Origin of the sequence: Dysgonomonas sp. 37-18 (genome assembly GCF_001899125.1) — a bacterium.
GTDB lineage: Bacteria > Bacteroidota > Bacteroidia > Bacteroidales > Dysgonomonadaceae > Dysgonomonas.
The window spans coordinates 1-18178 of sequence record NZ_MKVC01000041.1 but is presented as its reverse complement, the minus strand read 5'-3'; the positions used below and the strand labels follow the sequence as shown (position 1 = coordinate 18178).

20 protein-coding genes and 1 tRNA gene are annotated in these 18178 nt (G+C 35.2%); 4 read left to right on the top strand and 17 right to left on the bottom strand.

The window, feature by feature from the left end:
* Positions 1-16 precede the first annotated feature (16 nt).
* From BGO84_RS15600 to BGO84_RS15570, 7 genes are all read right to left on the bottom strand, one after another.
* Entirely contained in the window at positions 17-604 is a 588-nt protein-coding gene (locus BGO84_RS15600) for a hypothetical protein (RefSeq protein WP_291030587.1), read from the bottom strand.
* Between the two features lie 18 nt (positions 605-622).
* Positions 623-1552 (bottom strand): relaxase/mobilization nuclease domain-containing protein, encoded by a 930-nt coding sequence (locus BGO84_RS15595; protein WP_291030585.1) that lies wholly within the window; start codon positions 1550-1552, stop codon positions 623-625.
* Positions 1549-1899, bottom strand: a complete 351-nt coding sequence (locus tag BGO84_RS15590) for a MobC family plasmid mobilization relaxosome protein (RefSeq protein WP_291030583.1) — start codon at positions 1897-1899, stop codon at positions 1549-1551. The genes BGO84_RS15595 and BGO84_RS15590 overlap by 4 nt, the downstream gene beginning before the upstream one ends.
* Before the next feature lie 161 nt (positions 1900-2060).
* Positions 2061-2786: a hypothetical protein gene (locus BGO84_RS15585; protein ID WP_291030581.1), complete on the bottom strand. Its 726-nt coding sequence runs from the start codon at positions 2784-2786 to the stop codon at positions 2061-2063.
* Positions 2740-3132: a hypothetical protein gene (locus BGO84_RS15580; RefSeq protein WP_291030580.1), complete on the bottom strand. Its 393-nt coding sequence runs from the start codon at positions 3130-3132 to the stop codon at positions 2740-2742. Before BGO84_RS15580 ends, BGO84_RS15585 begins: the two co-directional genes overlap by 47 nt.
* Entirely contained in the window at positions 3129-3470 is a 342-nt protein-coding gene (locus BGO84_RS15575; protein ID WP_291030577.1) for a helix-turn-helix domain-containing protein, read from the bottom strand. Before BGO84_RS15575 ends, BGO84_RS15580 begins: the two co-directional genes overlap by 4 nt.
* A gap of 195 nt (positions 3471-3665) precedes the next feature.
* A complete protein-coding gene (locus tag BGO84_RS15570) occupies positions 3666-4067 on the bottom strand; it encodes a hypothetical protein (protein WP_291030575.1) in 402 nt (133 codons plus the stop codon).
* 218 nt (positions 4068-4285) lie between these two features.
* Between BGO84_RS15570 and BGO84_RS15565 the strand changes: the two genes are divergently transcribed.
* Positions 4286-5173 carry a HEPN domain-containing protein gene (locus BGO84_RS15565; protein WP_291030573.1) on the top strand — a complete coding sequence of 296 codons (888 nt, stop codon included), beginning with the start codon at positions 4286-4288 and terminating at the stop codon, positions 5171-5173.
* Between the two features lie 27 nt (positions 5174-5200).
* Positions 5201-5710: a DUF6680 family protein gene (locus BGO84_RS15560; protein WP_291030571.1), complete on the top strand. Its 510-nt coding sequence runs from the start codon at positions 5201-5203 to the stop codon at positions 5708-5710.
* A gap of 11 nt (positions 5711-5721) precedes the next feature.
* Here the strand turns inward: BGO84_RS15560 and BGO84_RS15555 are convergent, their stop codons facing one another.
* The 10 genes from BGO84_RS15555 to BGO84_RS15510 form a co-directional block, all read right to left on the bottom strand.
* Positions 5722-6402: a hypothetical protein gene (locus BGO84_RS15555; protein ID WP_291030569.1), complete on the bottom strand. Its 681-nt coding sequence runs from the start codon at positions 6400-6402 to the stop codon at positions 5722-5724.
* 10 nt (positions 6403-6412) lie between these two features.
* Positions 6413-6946, bottom strand: a complete 534-nt coding sequence (locus BGO84_RS15550; RefSeq protein WP_291030567.1) for a hypothetical protein — start codon at positions 6944-6946, stop codon at positions 6413-6415.
* A gap of 2 nt (positions 6947-6948) precedes the next feature.
* Entirely contained in the window at positions 6949-7932 is a 984-nt protein-coding gene (locus BGO84_RS15545; protein ID WP_291030565.1) for a virulence protein RhuM/Fic/DOC family protein, read from the bottom strand.
* Position 7933: 1 nt separating this feature from the next.
* A complete protein-coding gene (locus BGO84_RS15540; protein WP_291030563.1) occupies positions 7934-8803 on the bottom strand; it encodes a Fic family protein in 870 nt (289 codons plus the stop codon).
* Position 8804: 1 nt separating this feature from the next.
* The gene (locus tag BGO84_RS15535) at positions 8805-9911 is read right to left on the bottom strand and encodes a site-specific integrase (protein ID WP_291030889.1); all 1107 of its coding nucleotides are present in this window, start codon (positions 9909-9911) and stop codon (positions 8805-8807) included.
* Positions 9908-10834, bottom strand: a complete 927-nt coding sequence (locus tag BGO84_RS15530) for a helix-turn-helix domain-containing protein (RefSeq protein WP_291030561.1) — start codon at positions 10832-10834, stop codon at positions 9908-9910. The genes BGO84_RS15535 and BGO84_RS15530 overlap by 4 nt, the downstream gene beginning before the upstream one ends.
* 256 nt (positions 10835-11090) lie before the next feature.
* Positions 11091-12482 (bottom strand): tRNA uridine-5-carboxymethylaminomethyl(34) synthesis GTPase MnmE, encoded by a 1392-nt coding sequence (gene mnmE / locus BGO84_RS15525; protein WP_291030559.1) that lies wholly within the window; start codon positions 12480-12482, stop codon positions 11091-11093.
* Positions 12483-12741: 259 nt separating this feature from the next.
* Positions 12742-13518, bottom strand: a complete 777-nt coding sequence (locus tag BGO84_RS15520; RefSeq protein WP_291030557.1) for a carboxypeptidase-like regulatory domain-containing protein — start codon at positions 13516-13518, stop codon at positions 12742-12744.
* Between the two features lie 121 nt (positions 13519-13639).
* Positions 13640-15535, bottom strand: a complete 1896-nt coding sequence (locus tag BGO84_RS15515; protein WP_135106482.1) for an amidophosphoribosyltransferase — start codon at positions 15533-15535, stop codon at positions 13640-13642.
* Positions 15536-15706: 171 nt separating this feature from the next.
* The gene (locus tag BGO84_RS15510; RefSeq protein WP_291030555.1) at positions 15707-17470 is read right to left on the bottom strand and encodes a DNA polymerase III subunit gamma/tau; all 1764 of its coding nucleotides are present in this window, start codon (positions 17468-17470) and stop codon (positions 15707-15709) included.
* Between the two features lie 104 nt (positions 17471-17574).
* Between BGO84_RS15510 and BGO84_RS15505 the strand changes: the two genes are divergently transcribed.
* Positions 17575-17802, top strand: a complete 228-nt coding sequence (locus BGO84_RS15505) for a CDGSH iron-sulfur domain-containing protein (protein WP_291030553.1) — start codon at positions 17575-17577, stop codon at positions 17800-17802.
* Positions 17803-17935: 133 nt separating this feature from the next.
* Positions 17936-18017 (top strand) — tRNA-Leu (locus tag BGO84_RS15500).
* Positions 18018-18178 lie beyond the last annotated feature (161 nt).

Sequence of the window (18178 nt, the reverse complement as noted above, 5' to 3'; positions counted from 1 at the left end):
CAGATGGAGAAAGAAACTATTTCGATTTCAATTTACTAGCTTCATTTTGAAGCCTCTTAGCTTCTTCCTCTTTCAATTTAGCCTGCTCCATGCGTTTAGCTCTATCTATGACTTCTTGCTCATATCTTTCAACTGATTCACGGATCTCTTTAATAACTTTCGAATCTCGGTTGTATTCAAATATGTCTTCAAGCTTGTAAACACTGACAGAATCAGCTTTATTAAAGGCTTTGATATAACGATATTTCAAGTCATTATCTGATAGATTATTGATAACCTCCCTTTGCCTATAATGAAAGAACAAGGAGACAAGTAGCATATGCCCAATTACCATAATTATGATAAATACCCGCGAAGAGGTAATATCTATAGAAATACGATGATGCACTTTCTTTGGAGCTGTTTGAGCCTGCTCAAGCTGCTCAAATTTTTGTAGAATCAGTTCTTCTGATTGGCTGACTTGATTTGTAATATTTGCCAGATCGGATGTACTGATTACATCTTGTTTAACAGAACTCTCTGGTTTTGTAGAATTAGATTCTACTCGTTTTAGTATCTGTTTTAATTCTTCAAACATGACACTTATAGTGGATAAATCGCTCATAATTTTCAATTTATAGGTTTAAAATTTAGGTCTGAATTGTCGTTTTTTCTTACGCTTCTCTTCTTCATATTCCATCCTGTCTTTGAATGCTTCTTCTTCATAATCATCACCGTGAACTTGCATACTGCCAATTCCAGATAAAGCATCTAAAGTCGATTCGACAATATCTTTTGTCTGACTTTGCTGTTGGTCCTTTTTAAGGCTTTGGTTCTGTGAGAGTACATTTTGGTTTAACTGATAGTCTATTTTAGAATAGCTAAACATCCGATCAACCTTAGAGCCTGTAAACGAATATCCATTCTTTGTAAAGGTGATACCCTGTATCTCATCTGTTTGTCCTTTATACTTAAATTGGACATTAACACCATATCTGTCTAGATTATATAATAGCTGTTTCCAACTTTTACATTTTGGAACAAGTTGAGTAAGTAGATTATATATCTCATACTTAGTTCTATCAGGGTCTTTTAGTCGATTAGTCCTCACTTTCTCTTTGCCAGAAGATAAGTACAGACCATATTTAGCTGTCAGCTCCTTACAGATCTTTTCACTTCTATATCTGTCGTTTTTATCAGATATTGTTTTTCCTTTATTATCAATCCGATTAAAGCATAGATGGATATGTGGATGCTCTTTGTCAAAATGTCTCGCAATGATGTATTGGGTATCTTTAATACCCATTTTCTGCATGTAATCACGAGCCACTGTCACCATCATTTCATTAGTAATTTTAGCCTTGTCTTGTGCTGAAAAGTTTAATGAGATATGCCCAACTGATCTACTTAGATTTGGGTTCAATTTTGCCTGTGAAATAAAACTGTGGATGATAGAGGCTTTACTTTTTAGTCTAACATCCTTTGCTTCCAGAAGCGTGGTTCCTTTCTTGCTATCCAAAATATAATTGACACAGCCTTTAAAACCTTTTCCTTTTATAATCTTTGCCATCATTGTTCAAGTTGTTTTATTACATTATCTATTCTTTCAGCCATAGTTTGAAACTCAATAGCGACATTACTATATCCTTGTGTATTCGCTTGTCGGGCAATCTGATTCAGATTATTCGCCATTCCACAAAGTTTTCGGATATAGTCTAGTTGCTCGACTGTGATCCGCTCTTTTACATAGCCCTTCTTGAGGCAATCTCTAACAAAATCACTAATTGTCGTCTTTGTATTTTTGACTTTTGCGATTAAAGAATAATACTCCTCTGTTATCAATTTTATATTGATTCGGTAGGTCTTCTTTTGTCCAAAATCTTTTTTCGGTCGACCTCCTTTTTTACGATATTCTATCATCTTTTTAATTCTTAAATGTTATACATCAGACCAACGGGATGATCTCTTTCTGCGACCAACGGAAGCGGAAAGCAAGTTGTTTTGGGCATACCAAAACATAAACTTGCTACGCTTAATTTCGCGAATGGTGGGGATACTGCGTCCGCTGATTCATTGAGCAATTATTTACGTCTACTATCACCCTGAAGAGTGATAAAATTGAACATCATTTTAAGCCTATCACCAATCATTCCTCCATAAAAATCATTAGAAGCTAAAGTATCTAATGTGAAGTTTGTAGTACCATGAGTTATTGCCCCAATGTCAAGTCGGACACTTAATAACTCGGAAATAGGTCTTAGAATATTTCCATAGTCTTGTATCGTTTTCGACTCTCTGCCAAACTCATCAATTACTAAAGGTTTGTATGTAAATGATTGGATCGATTGCTTCATGAGCAGCTCTTGCAAATTGACAGATTTGATAAATGTGAATAGTGGGATAGGTATTCCAAAACGAAGTATCATGTGATTATGAAGCAAAGTATAAGTTTCCAGAATAGCAGTTTTTCCACAGCCATATTTTCCTTGAAGCATGATTCCTTTATTCAGATCCCCATCAAAAGAAGAGTCATTTTTTATATACAGGTATAGTTGTTTTATTATAAACTCATTATTTGCATCTATAACAAAATCATGTTGCTGATTCTGTCTCTTAAAATTGTAAGACCCAAACAAAATAAACAGGTCGCAGAATTCAGAAAAATCCAGATTAAGAGGTAACCTCTGCTGTTCTATCTTTTCTTTTTCACGGGTTACTATATCCTGAATATCATTCTTTAGGATGTCATACAATGTAACATTAGTCGAAGTCACTTCCCGAATGGATAAAACCTTTCTTTTTTCCATAAGTATTGGTATTATTATTTTTCTCTTTAGTATTTATATTATAGGATGAGAGTTTAGGTGTAGAGTTAGGTTCTAGAATCTGATACTTAGTTTTAACCCTAAATCCACCTCCGGTGACAAAGCCAATTAGCTGAGCATTTTTCAATTTCTCCCTGGCTGATTTTAAAACCTGCAGAGATATATTTGCATTTGCTACCATCTTTTTATCTGCATATTCAATCCATTCAGACCAGTATGAACGATTGGCCAAGTATAGAAGAAAGAAATATAAACGTGTTTCATTTCCGCTAAAGCTTTCTTGTTCATCAAGTCGCCAGAAGTTTTTCTGCAAATCAAATAGATTCATCGCCTTCTTGATTTAGAATATAGATCGGCTTCCATTTCGGCTCTGATATCCAGGATAGTTTTCTTCTTTCCTTTCGCTATCCACTCCAACAGCTCGTCTTCAAAGAAGAATAGCTTTTTCCCTCGTTTATAGCTAGGCAATAAACCTTTTCTTACTAAAGCGTAAATTGTGGGCTTTGCTTTTTGAATAATTCGGCAAGCATCTTCGATTCCGATCGGAATCCGTTTTTCGGGTAGTTCAGTTTTGTTTTTCACAAGCGATTTAATCTCTGCAACCGCTTCGATAAGATAAGCAACCGCTTCGGGCAACTTATCAAAAGTAAGATCTTTGCATTCCATATAATTGTGATTTTAATTAATGAAATGCAATAGTATATGATGATGTCAGGGTGAAAAATTGCACCCGAAAGTCTCTTTTACTTTGTGTGATTTTATGATATAAACACTGATAATCAGCGGTGTAAAGTTGGTGATATCCGAGAGGCAAACAAATAGAGCAGAATTTTTTCAACTCTGCTCTAAAAAATTACAACTTCACTGAAAGAAAACCAAGCAAATATCACTTCTCTGTTCTTTCAGTTCCTTTATTTTCAAATAACAGTTACCTAGCATAAAGCGACTTTTCATAAAACTGTAATCATGATGATCTGTCAAATAACTAACAAAGTCTTCAACAATTTGAGCATCATCAGGAAACAGGAATGATTCATCACAGTTTCCGTCCTTATCAAAAGTACAGGTTAATGTTATCCCTTCTTTATGAAAACGTATTTCAATAGACTTTTCTTGAATATCTTTCTCTATATAGTCAATCAGATAGAGAGGATAATCTGTGTATTTTTCCTTAATTTGTGATATGGAAAGCTTTAACACTGAGCTTGCCTGCTCAATTATTTTAGAATAAAGTTGTTCTGTAGGTATTTCTTTTGTTGTCATAGTGTCCGCATTTAAGCCTAATTTGAGAATCAGACTGATATAAATATTAATAAATAGTTTATATCTCTGCGGTTTTCATTCGCCAGTCAAAATTAGATCTCCGACAGACGATAACAGGATGTTGATACAAATATACAATTAATAAACAAAAAGTTAATTTCGATTTTCTTTTTTACCTATCTTTAATTTTTGATTTGCAAAAAGTACGAACGAATAGAATGAAAAAGTCCATATCATATTTACCATCAACTAATCAGAGAGATTTGCATTTTATTATCGAATCTGTTTTACAGAGATTGACGCAGACTGAGATGATAATACTTTTTGGCAGTTATGCCCGAAATGATTATGTGGTGTATGATGAAAAATATGAGTTTGGTAAAATACAATTCTATGTAAGCGATTACGATATATTGGTTGTTACGAGTGGTATATCGGATGGCATTGCTATAAAAATACTGAGCAATATAGAAGATCTGTATTATGACCGGGCAACAGATCCAGATCGTCAACCTCCTGTTCAATTTATTAGTGAGGATATGAAAAAGCTGAATAAGTATCTGAACGATGGAAGATATTTCTACACACAAATAAAACAAGAAGGCGTTGTATTGTACGATAGTGGTAAGTTTAAACTTGCACGTCGTCGCAAACTTAGTTTTGATGAAATAAAGCAGCAGGCTCAGGAGTATTTTGATGATAAATTTGAGAGTGCTAATAGTAAATCTAAGATGGCTGTACTTGGCGTAAATGAAAAGCTTTATAAAGATGCTATATTTATGCTTCACCAAGCCTGCGAGAGTTATATTTATGCAATCCGTTTAGTCTTTACATTAGAAAATCCCAAACAACATAATCTATCAAAGCTGCTCAACTCTGTAAAGAAATATTCTAACGAGTTTATCAAAGTCTTTCCACAAGATACTCCAGAAGAAAAACGACTTTTTGAGCTTATCAAAGCTGCTTATGTAAATGGTCGCTACGATCCTGATTTTGTAGTAACAAAAGAGGATATAGATGTTCTTATTCCGAAAGTAGAGTTGTTGAGAGATATCACTAAGAGGATTTGTGAAGAGAAGATTCGGGAGTATGGAGAAAAGAAATAGAATATAAACATATAATATATTGAAAATATGGATATTGGAATTTGGATAAATATTGCTGCCATAATTATAGCTCCAATTGTAGCTATACAAATTCAAAAATGGGTTGAGAGAATAAGAGAGAGCAAGATGCGTAAGGTTACTCTCTTTAAGACTTTAATGTCTACTCGTGCGAGCAGAGTGTCTATCGAACACGTTGAAGCATTAAATATGATTGATGTTGAATTCTATGATAAAAAATATTTGGATATAGTCCAAGCATGGCGCAAGTACCATGATCATTTGAGTAATGGTGATCCCGAGCAGCAAAACTGGATTAATAAAAATGATGACTTATTTATTGATTTACTTTCTAAGATGGGAAAGTCTCTAGGCTATAAATTTGATGATGTGATGTTAAAAAGAACAGCTTATTCTCCTATTGCACATAGCAATTTAGAGATTGAACAGCAAACTATAAGGAAAGGATATGCCGATTTGTTTTCTGGAAAGGCTGCTTTCCCTGTTTACTTTGTAAATGAAATAAAGAAGTCTGAATAATAATAAGTTTCTTATAATGTTTTTTGTAAATATATCTTATACTTCCCCTCATTAAAAGTCAACTTCTTTCTAATTGTATCAATATCGGCATCTTTCAATGGTTTGGCAAAAACGGTTTTAAGAAATAGAGCTATATCCTCTTGTTTATTTATCCGAAAATGATTCCAGATATTCCATCCGAAATGGTATAGATCTATATTTTGTAAATCTTTTACCCTGACAGGTTCTACATCCTTTAGCTCTGTTCCTGTGGAATATTGAATAACACATTCGCACAAGTGATTTATATTTTGGTCGTCAGCAAAGGGAGCAAAGGTTGTTCTTGTATATCGAATAGCGATATCAAGCACTTCTCGTTTTTTTATAATTTCGTCCTGCTCGTGCTTTTCTCTGATGGAGTCTAAGTCTGGTTCGGTATTTTCAATAGGTTTCGATTCTGATTCGGTTATAATAAACTCAGAGTCAAACCCTTGTTTTTTCTTAAAAAATCGAGAGCCTACTTTCTGTATTAGCTCTAGATATGAAATATAAAAAATAAGTCCGATTACGAATACAATAATGAATACAAGGTTTGCTCCGAAAACATCAAAGCCTAGTCCAATAAATAGATAACGGAAAATCAGAGCTAGAGCTGCTATACCCATCGCTCCACATATAACTAGCAGTATATTTTCAGAGTCTTTATAATTCATGTTATTATGATTAAAGTTTTTGTAAACTAGTTCCTCTTTGTATTGCCTTTAGAATATTCTTTCTAACGGCTCGTATAGATGGCACTAAATCGCCTTCCATCATTGCAAGCATTGTTTTTAATTCTTGGATCAACTCAGGAATGGGACGGCATAATTCATAAGCGATCTTCATGCAAAGAGATTTTACTCCGGGCAATTCCTCGCTAGACATCATTCGCTCTAAACAAAAATCCAGAAAATCTACTCTCGGCGGATTCGGAAAAGGCTGTCTATATAACAAGTTGAGCATTACTCTTCGTTTCCCTCCATGCTTGCAGACAAGAACTTCATTAATCAATTGATCTTGTTTGCTATATAACCACTCGTTATCCTGTGACGAAAAATGAGTAAAAATCCAAGCTGCATGATATCCAATAGTTTCATCTTCACCAATAACCAAGTCATATAGTTCTTGCTTTTGGGTATCACTATCATGTGTTAAACGAAGTATCTCATTGATATCGTCCATTCCTATACGCTCAGAGAGTTTGGTATTGAAATTCATTATTAGTTATTCTTATTTATCAGATTAACAACAACTTTTACCATAATATTTTTTTCTTCAGTACGGCTTTCGGCAATCATCAATGTGAGTGCAACCAATGTATTATTCTCGATAAGTCTAGTACTATCGCTTCTATATAAAATGCCATTCTGCTCCAAAAACCAAAGAAAGAGAAACGCAGCGATACGTTTGTTTCCATCACTGAACGAATGGTTTTTAGTCACCAAATACAGTAGCATCGCTGCTTTTTCTTCTATGCTAGGGTATAATTCCTCTCCTCCAAAAGTTTGGTAAATAGTGCTAATCGAACTTTTGAATGATTGGTCTTTCTCATTACCGAACAAACCTCCACTCCCAAATTTATCTCTCAACACATAAATAGCTTCCATTGCATTATTATAATCGGCTTTGAATGGCTCTTCTCTAGTAGTCTTTTCTATTTCAAGTTTTTGAAAGTCATATCTGTCCAAAGTATCTAAAGCATAGGTATAATCTGTTATCACTCGCAATAGTCCAGTTGCCTCACTAGCAGACAGAGCCTTAGAATCTATCACATTAGATAGTAGTTTGACTGTTTTCTTTAAGTCTTCTAATTGCTCATTCTTGGCATTCTGATTTATAGCATAGCCTTTGATAAGGTAATCTTTTAGAATACTATTTGCCCAAATACGGAATTGAGTACCACGTTTAGAATTAACTCTATATCCAACAGATATAATAGCATCTAGATTATAATAAGAGATTTGGCGTTTAACCTCTCTATTACCTTCTATTTGAACTTGTGCAATTTTTGCACAGGTTGAATCTTTATCAAGTTCTTTAGTTTTATATATATTATTAATGTGACGAACAATAGATGTTCTATCAGTTTTAAATAATTGAGCCATTTGATATTGATCTAGCCACACAGTTTCATTGTCCAGCTTTACATCTAATTGGGTATTGCCATCAGGTGTTTGATATATTATAATTTCTCCTTTATTCATGCTATTTGTCTTTTAATCTTCTTAGAGGTTCATTAAATTCATTTATAAGTAAATATAAGGGTTCGGCATTATGGTAAAACACATCCGAATCAATCCCATTTTCTGCTGTTAATCCTGTTTTTTTTAAGACTTCTTTTGTAGCTCTTGAGTTTATTTGTTTTTTCCAGCCAGGAAATCCTATTTGCATTATTTTTATTCGTACCTGCTTCTCTTTAAAGAAAGTTGTTATCCCTTTCTTTATTTTTATTTTAAATACATTGATATATCCCCCACTAGGTTCATCTAAATAAACATTATATTTTTTTAAATTAGAATTAAATTCAGCATAAGTAAGAGCATAATATCTTTTATTGTATTTTTTTGTTATTGACTTAATATAATCTGCAATGAATTCTACTTCTGGATCATCTTTATCTTTATAATTATTATATTTACCATAGATATCTAATTGATTCGAAGCAATGCGAATTGCCAGTTCCTCCAACTTTTCTTTTTTATAAGATAATTGTAGATTATTTTTATGAAGCTGAAATAATAAACTTAATAATGCAGTTCTTTTATTTCCATCATGAAAAGCATGGTTTTTTGTTAATCCAAAAAAAAGAGTAGCCATCCTTTGGTAAGATGTTTTCCATTTTTTTATGCCACCAAACTCTATATGTTGTCTATTAACTGCGGATGAAAGTAGTCCATAATTTTTTAGTCCATAATAAATATTCTGATCCTCTTCTAGAAAATAGTCGACAATCAAATAATGAGCTTTTAAAACATCATGTTCTGATATAGTTTCAGAATCCGAAAGTTCGGAGATATTATTATTATTTATAACCGATCTATAATCGATTTTTAACTTAGGTGTAATGTTATCCATATTATTTCAAACTTATCTTATTAGCCGACTCCCTCTTCTTTGCATTTACCAGATCAGCATAGATCTGGGTTGTTGAAACATTTTTATGTGTAAGCATCTTACTGACAGTATAAATATCTGTTCCTAAAGCTACCTGCAAGGTAGCAAAAGTATGTCGAAAACAATGGAATGTAATGTGTTTTGTTATTCCTGCACTAGCTACCCAATCTTTTAAAGGCTGTTGAGTCATCGCCTTTGTCAACCCTTTGAATACTTTACCTTTACCCCTCTCTCCACATAATTCTAACGCTTCATCACTAATGGGTAGAGTCGTTTCTGTTTCTGTCTTCTCGGTTCTTAGCCTCATACAGTAACCTCCATCAGAAGCAGGAAGTATTTCTTTCCAATCCAATTTCAGAACATCACTTATCCGTAAGCCTGTCATGCATGAGAAGATAGATGCTGATTTCAACACAGGGAAGTCACAAGGTGTATTGGCTAAAGTCTTTAATTCATCCAATGTCAAGTATTCTTTCTTTACATCTGTAGTGTCAATCGAGTCCAGATATTCATTGAGATTTTCTCTGAAGAATTTTTCTTTATATGCAATCTTCAATAAGGCTCTGAATGTAGAGAAATACCCCGATGCTGAATTTTGAGATATACGAAAATCTTTATGTTTCAATTGCTTTGCATCCATCAGATAATCCCTAAAGCGGTTGCATAAGTCTACGTTCACATCTCCAAAGGTACATTTGCCTTTGACAAAATTGGAAAAGTGCTGATATACCTTCATCCACTTCTGGTCTTTCTTTTCAGCTTTCAGTTTGTAATAAGCAAGAAAGTCTGCTTTCTTTTTATTCTTATCTAAGAAACCGTATTCCTCATTGATAATAGCTTGTACTCTCATGCTGCGGATAACTTCAGCTTTCATCAGCATTTCATTATTGTACTCCTTTTCAATTTCGTTTCTAGGTTTGGCATAGATATAAATACCTAAATACTCACGCCGTATCATTTTCATTGAATACGGATCACGAATAGCAGGATAAAAATCCAGATAAAGACTCTCTCTAGCTCCTGTTATAGGTCGTCGTCGAAGTGCTACTTTGCTTATTCCCATAGTTATAAGATTATTTGAGGGTTGAATAACTTATCTAAATCGGGCTTTGATATTTTCACATATCTACCTTCTTTTATCTTTGGTATATTATGATACTTCACATAGTGATATAAAGCGTCACGAGTGAGGTTGAATTTTTTCATGGCTTCTTCTGTAGTATAATATTCGGCTTCCTGAGACTGCTCATAACCTTTGGCTAGATCAAAGTCTTTCTTAGAATACAGAACTTTACGACCATCTTTCTTTCGTGGGATATTCTGCTCAGATACAAAACTATATATGGCTACCGTAGATAGATTGTATTTCTCTTGAATGTCTTCTACTGAATACCATTCTTTTATATCCTGACTTTCGTTAAAACCTTTCTTTTCAAAATATTTATCGATATGCTCTTTACTGAAATATGATTTACCTCTGATTAGAGTTTTAGGGATATTATTTTCTCTGGCAATCTTATATAGCCACGATTCTTTGATGTTGAATCTTCCTTTAATCTCGGCTACAGTATACAGTTCGGTTAAAGGTTTATGCTCTTTAGTTGGTTTGGCTTTAGGTTGGTATTCTTCTGTATCATTAAACATAGCATCAATATCGGAGCGACGAATAAAAGTTTTACCTTTTGTTTGTATTGCTTTAAGTTTGCCTTCCTGTAAATAGCGATAAGCTGTAGTACGCCCAATGCTTAATAGAAAGGAAGCTTCCTTGACTGACAAAAACTCTTTATCTTTTATTTTTTCATACTCATCACTCAATCGTTCAATTTCTTTCATGGTATAGTAATTAATACCTACCATCTTAAATTGTCTTTTACCTTGTTTATACGCCTTGGAGTTGCATTTATGTGAACAATAACGTGTAGTCGTTTTCTGTGCTATGAAAGTTTTTCCACAACATTCGCATATCTTAGAAATTTTCATCTTACTACTCATAATTTCTCCTTTATTTCTCCCTATTTTTGTTCCATAATGTTTCACTGTGTTTCATGGTGTTCCAATTATACATAATCTATGAAAAAAAATCGAGCCTGTTTTATATTTTTACAGAAACGGTACAATTGAGACATAAAAACTGCCACAATATCCATTATTATCAATATCCAAAGGTAAAAATAGAAAAGAAAAAGTCGCTATAAAATAGCGACTTAATGATTGATTATAATTATTATCTATCAAATCTGATTAGTTATCATTTGCCGATACAAAACTTACTAAAAATATTACCCAATATCTCATCGGTAGAAATTTGACCTGTAATTTCACCCAGATAATACATACATTCACGAATATCCTGCGACAGAAAATCTCCCGATATTTTTAGGTCTAACCCTTCCGAAACACGTTTTATAGCAACCAATGCATTTTGGAGAGCCTCATAGTGACGAACATTTGTAACAATAATATCTTGCTCACTAATTTCAGGGATATTTGCCGTTTTTACTAATAAGTCTTCCAACTGATTAGTTCCTTGCTCATATTTAGCCGAGATGAAAACCCGTTCAGGAATTTTATCGAATAGAAGCTTTTCTTTTTCTGCTTTTCTTTCTGCTGAAATAATATCAACTTTATTGAATATAAGAATCAACTTCCTATCACCAACTACAGGTAGTATTTTTTGAGACAACTCCTCAATATGCTCATTTATAGTTTCACAATCGGCTACCCACAAAACAATATTCGCTTGTTCTATCTTCTTAAATGTACGTTCAATCCCAAGACTTTCTATCTCGTCATGAGTCTCCCGTATTCCGGCGGTATCAATGAGTCTGAAAGTCAGTCCTTGTATATTAATAGTGTCCTCAATAACATCTCTCGTTGTACCATGAATATCGGATACAATTGCTTTTTCCTCATGCAAAAGAAGGTTAAGTAAGGTAGACTTCCCGGCATTTGTTTCGCCTATAATTGCAACCGGAATCCCGGATTTAACGGCATTACCTATACTAAAAGAATCTGCCAGTTTCTTTATATGCGATTCTATCTGATGTGCTGCTTCTTTGAGGTGGTCTCTATTTGCGAATTCAACATCTTCTTCCGAAAAATCTAGTTCAAGCTCTATCAAAGAGGTAAAATTCAACAATTCAGTACGCAATTCAATCAGTTTATTACTAAAACCTCCACGCATCTGATTCATTGCCAAGCGATGCGTAGCGGCTGAAGATGATGCTATTAAGTCTGCTACCGATTCAGCCTGAGACAAATCCATCTTTCCATTTAAGAAAGCTCGTTGAGTAAACTCCCCCGGTTGAGCCAAAGACGCTCCTTTTGATATAAGAAGCTGTAATATATTTTGTTGAATATAAATAGAACCATGACAGGATATCTCTATTATATCTTCACCGGTAAACGAATGCGGATTCCGAAATACGCTCACCAGTACGTCATCTAAAACAACATTCTCTTTGATGATAGATCCGAAATGAACTGTATACGCTTTTGCTTCTGCAAGTTTTTTCGCCTTAAAGGATTTAAAAACAGCGTCAACTAATTCTATACATCCATTTCCCGACAGACGTATAATGGCTATTCCTCCTATACCTGCAGGTGTAGATATAGCTACTATTATATTGTTTTCTTTCATAATCAATTATTAATACGAATCAGCAATATGTTAAGTCCTAAAAAGTGACAAAAGTGACAAAAGTAACATGTTTTACATTCTTTTTACTGTAACCTTTCTGCTTGCAAAGCTCGGTTTTCAGTATCACCTCAAATAGATAAAATTATACAGATCAAATAACTATTGCAAATTAATAAAACAAAGATATTAAATTGTTGGTTGGTTCTGAAATTATCCGACTTTCAAGAACATAATAAATTGATTATGAAATATAGCTTCCTCAGTTTTTCGGGGTTTCCTCGTAATTCTTTACTTCATAGAAATATATATTCTCACCCATCTCATTATGCTCCAGATTTTCTCCCACTACTCTTATTATACGATATGGTTTATCTGATTTTTCTTTGGGTAACTCTGTCTGGATAATATAAGCACCCATGCTGGGATTATCTTTCCCTACATATTCCTGCACACGCTGTACAGAGTTCACCGCAACCTCTTTATCATCAATAAATACCTTCACTCTGAAAAATTCAGTTTTAACTGATACATCCATTTCTTTTTCTGCCTTAGCTTTATTTAGCTGCAATTCTTTGGAATATGTAAGTACTTTTCCCACACTCATAGGTCGTGTGTATATAAAGAGGCCATTATATCCACCCTCGACTTTGAATGCGTTTGTGCCATAAAGCTCCAGACGGTGATAACGAGGATTTATCGTCAGATCTCGATCTGCTATTACATTCCATGCCCAAAACTCAAGACGTTTGTCGTCGTCCGCCACTGCATCTCTTCGAGGATACTCTTTGGGGCGAAGTGCATAAAAAGACTTGTATTTCCCTTTCTTTACATTCTCCAGAGAGTAATAACCGTCTTTATCTGAATACGTTTGATAAGCAGGCGAAAAATCCGAATAATTAAGCCCTATCCAGCAACTGTCGATAGGATTTCCGTGGAAATCTGTAACCCGTCCTGATATTGTTACAAATTCTTGAGAATAAATGTTGCTGATACCTACTACGAATAAAATTAACAGAAATAGCCGAGTCCTTTTCATATTATATATTTAATGGTTTACATCTTTTATAATAAGACTATTCTAAGAGGGACATGGTTACATGAAAAGTAAATAAAAAAAGAGCTGATATAAAATCAGCTCTCTTATATATTTATTACACTTAATAAGAGCGGTTGTTTTTTCCTTCTATATAATTCAAGAAAGCGGTGTTTACCATTCTGTTTCCACCCGGAGTCGGATAATTTCCTGAAAAATACCAGTCTCCCTTGTGATTAGGTGTCGCTTTATGAAGGTTTTCAATACTTTGGAAAACAATTTCTATTTCGGCCTTTGTTCCTTTTGGTGTTAGCATTTCAGCCATCTTTTTCGAAATATCTTCGTCTGTAAAAGGAGCATAAATTTCTTTCACATAGTTTACTATTTCCTCTTTTGGCTTATCCTTCTGAGCCAAAGATTTACGATACACTTCATCTATCACCGATTGCATTCCTCTTTCTTTCAGCAATTCGATGGCAGCCCTGAATGCAGCAAATTCATTCATTCTCGACATATCGATACCATAACAGTCAGGATAACGTATCTGAGGAGAAGAAGATACGATAACAATTTTCTTCGGATGAATCCGATCGAGGATCTTTATTATACTTTGTTTCAGCGTAGTACCTCTCACTATACTATCATCGATAACAACCAGGTTATCTTCGTACGGCTTTACCGAATCATAAGTAACATCATACACGTGTGCAGCCAAGTCGTCGCGGCTCTTATCTTGTGCAATAAAGGTTCTTAGCTTTATGTCTTTTATCACAACTTTTTCGGTACGAACCCGCATAGATAGAATTTTTTGCAATTCCTCTTCGGTTATAGATGCCCCTTTTTCTTTTATCTTTCTAAGTTTAACATCATTCATATGTTTATTGAATGCATCGGTCATCCCGAAGAAAGCAACTTCTGCCGTATTGGGAATAAAAGAAAATACCGTATGTTGAATATCCGAATCTATGGCTTTCAGAATTTGAGGCAAAAGAAGTTTCCCCAATTTTTTGCGTTCGTTATATATGTCAGAATCTGATCCTCGCGAAAAGTAAATGCGTTCGAAAGAGCACGGAGAAACATTTCTAGGCTCTTGTATCTGAGAAAACATAACTGTACCATCTTTCTTTACGATAATGGCCTGCCCCGGGTTTAACTCTTTTATATCGGCAACATCAAGCCCTAGAGCTGTCTGTATAACAGGTCTTTCTGATGCAACAATAACAATTTCGTCGTCATTGTAATAGAAAGCCGGGCGAATACCCGAAGGATCTCTGTAAACAAATCCATCGCCACATCCGATAAGCCCTCCTATAGTATAACCTCCATCCCATTTCTCACTTGCCTTGTTGAGCATAAAATGGATATCAAGATTTTTCTCTATCAGTGTGTTCAGCTCCTCTCCTTTTGCACCGGTACTCTTGTTGTGTTTATCAAACTGATATTGAACTTCTCTGTCTAGATAATGACCAACCGATTCGAGAAGTACAAATGTATCTGTATAGTCGCGAGGATGTTGACCTTGTGCCAACAACTCAGCAAACAATTCATCTACATTTGTCATATTGAAATTGCCGGCTAAAGCCAAGTTTCTTGACCGCCAGTTGTTACGACGCATAAATGGATGGACGTATGATATTCCGCTTTTTCCGGTAGTGCTATAACGCAAATGCCCTAAAAACAGTTCTCCGGCAAAGGGAAGATATTTACTGGCATACTCAGCATCATTGAGTTTATCTTCCGATATTTTTTCATAGTTCTGATAAACGTTTGTGAAAATCTCTGAGATAGCACTTGATCCCACTGCTCTTTCTCTGAATATAAATTCATTACCGGGAGGTGACTCTAACTTTACAACAGCCAAGCCTGCGCCCTCTTGACCTCGATTGTGTTGTTTTTCCATTAGCAGATAGAGTTTATTCAACCCATATTGCCATGTACCATATTTTTGTTGGTAATATTCGAGCGGTTTTAATAAGCGTATCATGACGATACCGCATTCATGCTTTAATGGCTCTGTCATAAAAAGATCTCCTTTGTTGGAATTGTGAGAATAATTTTTTTTGAGGCTACAAAGATAGCACGATTTTTCCTCTCGTCCTAGAAATATATTTATTTTAAACCTTCGAGGTTTTTATCTAAAATTTTTATTTTGTTCTACCTTCTCAGTCTAACTCTTTTTGTGATTTTCTCATTATGATAACTCCAGGCCAAACTCATCTTTCAACCTTCGCAAACTTTCGTTTTCTTCCATCATCAGATTAAACTTCTCGGCAGGCGTGAAAGCCAATTTTTTCTCATTATTTTCACTTATCCTAACCTCCATCCTCAGATGAGTATTACGAAGTTGTGCTCGCAGCCTTGACAATATATCCATCTGATATTCAAGAAGACGTTGTTCCTGAACAGGATTATTTACAATTACCTCAAACACCGTATTGGCGATAAGATTAGGGAGACAATTGAGCATTGTATTTCTCAGATGGAGCTCTTCGGTCAAATTCTCAGCATACGCTTTCCATTCGTTGATAAGTTGGAGTGGAGTAAATCTGTCGTTAAGAACTTCTATCGTTATATCAGCTTTTGTCGTTTCCTCATCTTTTTTCTTTCCGAACGCTGAGATAGAAACACCAAAACCTCCGGCATTCGGTGTTGTTTTAGCAGGCTCTACACTGACAGTCGGCTCTTTGGCTGCGACAGAAGGTGTTACCCTTTGCTGAACGGGAGGTTGCGGAGCAGGCTGCGGACTCTGCGCCGTCGGCCTCTGATTTGTAGTCGGTGCAGCCGCTTGTACAGGTTGTTCCTGCTTGGAGAAGATCGGATCAATTACCTGCTTTTTTTTTTGATCTTCAATTCCTGCTTGAGGTGAAGATAATTGGCAAAGCCTAATTATTGTCAAGTCGGAGAGTAATCGCTTATTTCGGCTATATTTATAATTGAGGTCACTTTCGTTGACCAACTCGATGGCTTTATACAAAAATTCGTTGGTGCACTTCTTCGCTGTTTCTATATAGCGATCTCTGATGGAAGCTCCTACTTCAAACAGTTCTGCCGTCTTTGCATCTTTGCAGAGCAATAAATCCCTAAAGTGCGAGGCAATACCTGTTATCACATTATTACCATCAAAGCCTTTACTAAGGATCTCATTCAGGATCAACAAACCCTCTACTACGTTGTTGGTTAAAATAGAATCTGTCAATCGGAAATAATATTCATAATCCAGAACATTCAGATTCTCGATAACAGCTTTGTACGTTACATTCCCCCCTGTAAAACTTACTACCTGATCGAAGATAGACAAGGCATCACGCATTCCTCCGTCTGCCTTCTGAGCCAAAACGTTCAAGGCTTCGGGCTCTGCCTTTACATGTTCCTGATCGGCCACATACTGAAGGTGCTCTACTGTATCTTTGATTGTAATACGGCTGAAATCGTATATCTGGCAACGAGAAAGTATTGTTGGAAGTATTTTATGCTTTTCGGTTGTAGCCAAGATAAAAATAGCATGGTGAGGCGGTTCTTCCAATGTTTTCAGAAAGGCGTTGAATGCAGCTTGTGAAAGCATGTGCACCTCATCTATTATATATACCTTGTATTTTCCTATCTGCGGAGGGATACGCACTTGCTCGATCAAAGATCGGATATCGTCTACCGAGTTGTTGGACGCAGCATCCAATTCGTGTATATTGAAAGACCGCTGCTCATTAAAGGCGACACACGATTCGCATCGGTTACAAGTTTCGCCATCGGGAGTTGGAGACAGGCAATTTATGGTTTTCGCAAAAATACGGGCACATGTTGTTTTACCAACACCTCTAGGTCCACAAAAAAGATATGCATGAGCCAGCTTGCCCGACATTATTGCATTCTTTAGTGTAGTGGTTAATGCCCTTTGCCCCACAACTGAGTTGAAAGTCATAGGACGGTATTTCCTTGCCGAAACTATATAATTATCCATTCTTGATTTTTCTTCTTTGGTATCACAAAGCTATGAAAAAAAATGGAAAGATAAAATGTAAAAGAAAGCAAGAGAGTGACCTTTTTAGCATCTAAAATGTTATATTGATATCAACGTTTTTAAAACTATCATCTATTATGGAAAAGAATGAAACACTATTGAAAATCAAAGTGATTCCTAATGCGCCGCTATTGGTGGAAGGAACTGTAGAACTAATTTTAGCAGACGGAACCTCAGTTATCAAAGACAAACCGCATCTTTGCCGTTGTGGCGGATCGCAAAACAAACCGTATTGTGACGGTACACATGCTAAAATTGGCTTTAAAGGCTAATTTATAGGAATTTATTTACTAGATAAGAGCATCTAAATTAAAATATTAGTTTAAATGCCCTTATTTTTTTATGATTAAGTGTTGGATAAAACACATTTTATTATATCTTTGTACCCGCTAACGCAAATTAGCCGCGGATGTGGCGTAATTGGTAGCCGCGCCAGACTTAGGATCTGGTGCCGAGAGGCGTGGGGGTTCGAGTCCCTTCATCCGCACTAGGCCGAAAGGCAAAACAAAGCAAATCCTTGAAAATCAATTGGTTTTCAAGGATCTTTTTATTCCCTGAATTTTACGAAAACAGCAAAATAATGGCTCTTCCCTAAAAGTTGTGGACTAGGCATAAATATTCGTTAATCTAAATAAAAAATAGGGTATA

What these genes read in the sequence shown, in the direction of transcription:
- BGO84_RS15600 (WP_291030587.1), bottom strand. Translation starts at nt 604, where the DNA reads ATGAGCGATTTATCCACTATAAGTGTCATGTTTGAAGAATTAAAACAG.
- BGO84_RS15595 (WP_291030585.1), bottom strand. Translation starts at nt 1,552, where the DNA reads ATGATGGCAAAGATTATAAAAGGAAAAGGTTTTAAAGGCTGTGTCAAT.
- BGO84_RS15590 (WP_291030583.1), bottom strand. Translation starts at nt 1,899, where the DNA reads ATGATAGAATATCGTAAAAAAGGAGGTCGACCGAAAAAAGATTTTGGA.
- BGO84_RS15585 (WP_291030581.1), bottom strand. Translation starts at nt 2,786, where the DNA reads ATGGAAAAAAGAAAGGTTTTATCCATTCGGGAAGTGACTTCGACTAAT.
- BGO84_RS15580 (WP_291030580.1), bottom strand. Translation starts at nt 3,132, where the DNA reads ATGAATCTATTTGATTTGCAGAAAAACTTCTGGCGACTTGATGAACAA.
- BGO84_RS15575 (WP_291030577.1), bottom strand. Translation starts at nt 3,470, where the DNA reads ATGGAATGCAAAGATCTTACTTTTGATAAGTTGCCCGAAGCGGTTGCT.
- BGO84_RS15570 (WP_291030575.1), bottom strand. Translation starts at nt 4,067, where the DNA reads ATGACAACAAAAGAAATACCTACAGAACAACTTTATTCTAAAATAATT.
- BGO84_RS15565 (WP_291030573.1), top strand. Translation starts at nt 4,286, where the DNA reads ATGAAAAAGTCCATATCATATTTACCATCAACTAATCAGAGAGATTTG.
- BGO84_RS15560 (WP_291030571.1), top strand. Translation starts at nt 5,201, where the DNA reads ATGGATATTGGAATTTGGATAAATATTGCTGCCATAATTATAGCTCCA.
- BGO84_RS15555 (WP_291030569.1), bottom strand. Translation starts at nt 6,402, where the DNA reads ATGAATTATAAAGACTCTGAAAATATACTGCTAGTTATATGTGGAGCG.
- BGO84_RS15550 (WP_291030567.1), bottom strand. Translation starts at nt 6,946, where the DNA reads ATGAATTTCAATACCAAACTCTCTGAGCGTATAGGAATGGACGATATC.
- BGO84_RS15545 (WP_291030565.1), bottom strand. Translation starts at nt 7,932, where the DNA reads ATGAATAAAGGAGAAATTATAATATATCAAACACCTGATGGCAATACC.
- BGO84_RS15540 (WP_291030563.1), bottom strand. Translation starts at nt 8,803, where the DNA reads ATGGATAACATTACACCTAAGTTAAAAATCGATTATAGATCGGTTATA.
- BGO84_RS15530 (WP_291030561.1), bottom strand. Translation starts at nt 10,834, where the DNA reads ATGAGTAGTAAGATGAAAATTTCTAAGATATGCGAATGTTGTGGAAAA.
- mnmE (WP_291030559.1), bottom strand. Translation starts at nt 12,482, where the DNA reads ATGAAAGAAAACAATATAATAGTAGCTATATCTACACCTGCAGGTATA.
- BGO84_RS15520 (WP_291030557.1), bottom strand. Translation starts at nt 13,518, where the DNA reads ATGAAAAGGACTCGGCTATTTCTGTTAATTTTATTCGTAGTAGGTATC.
- BGO84_RS15515 (WP_135106482.1), bottom strand. Translation starts at nt 15,535, where the DNA reads ATGACAGAGCCATTAAAGCATGAATGCGGTATCGTCATGATACGCTTA.
- BGO84_RS15510 (WP_291030555.1), bottom strand. Translation starts at nt 17,470, where the DNA reads ATGGATAATTATATAGTTTCGGCAAGGAAATACCGTCCTATGACTTTC.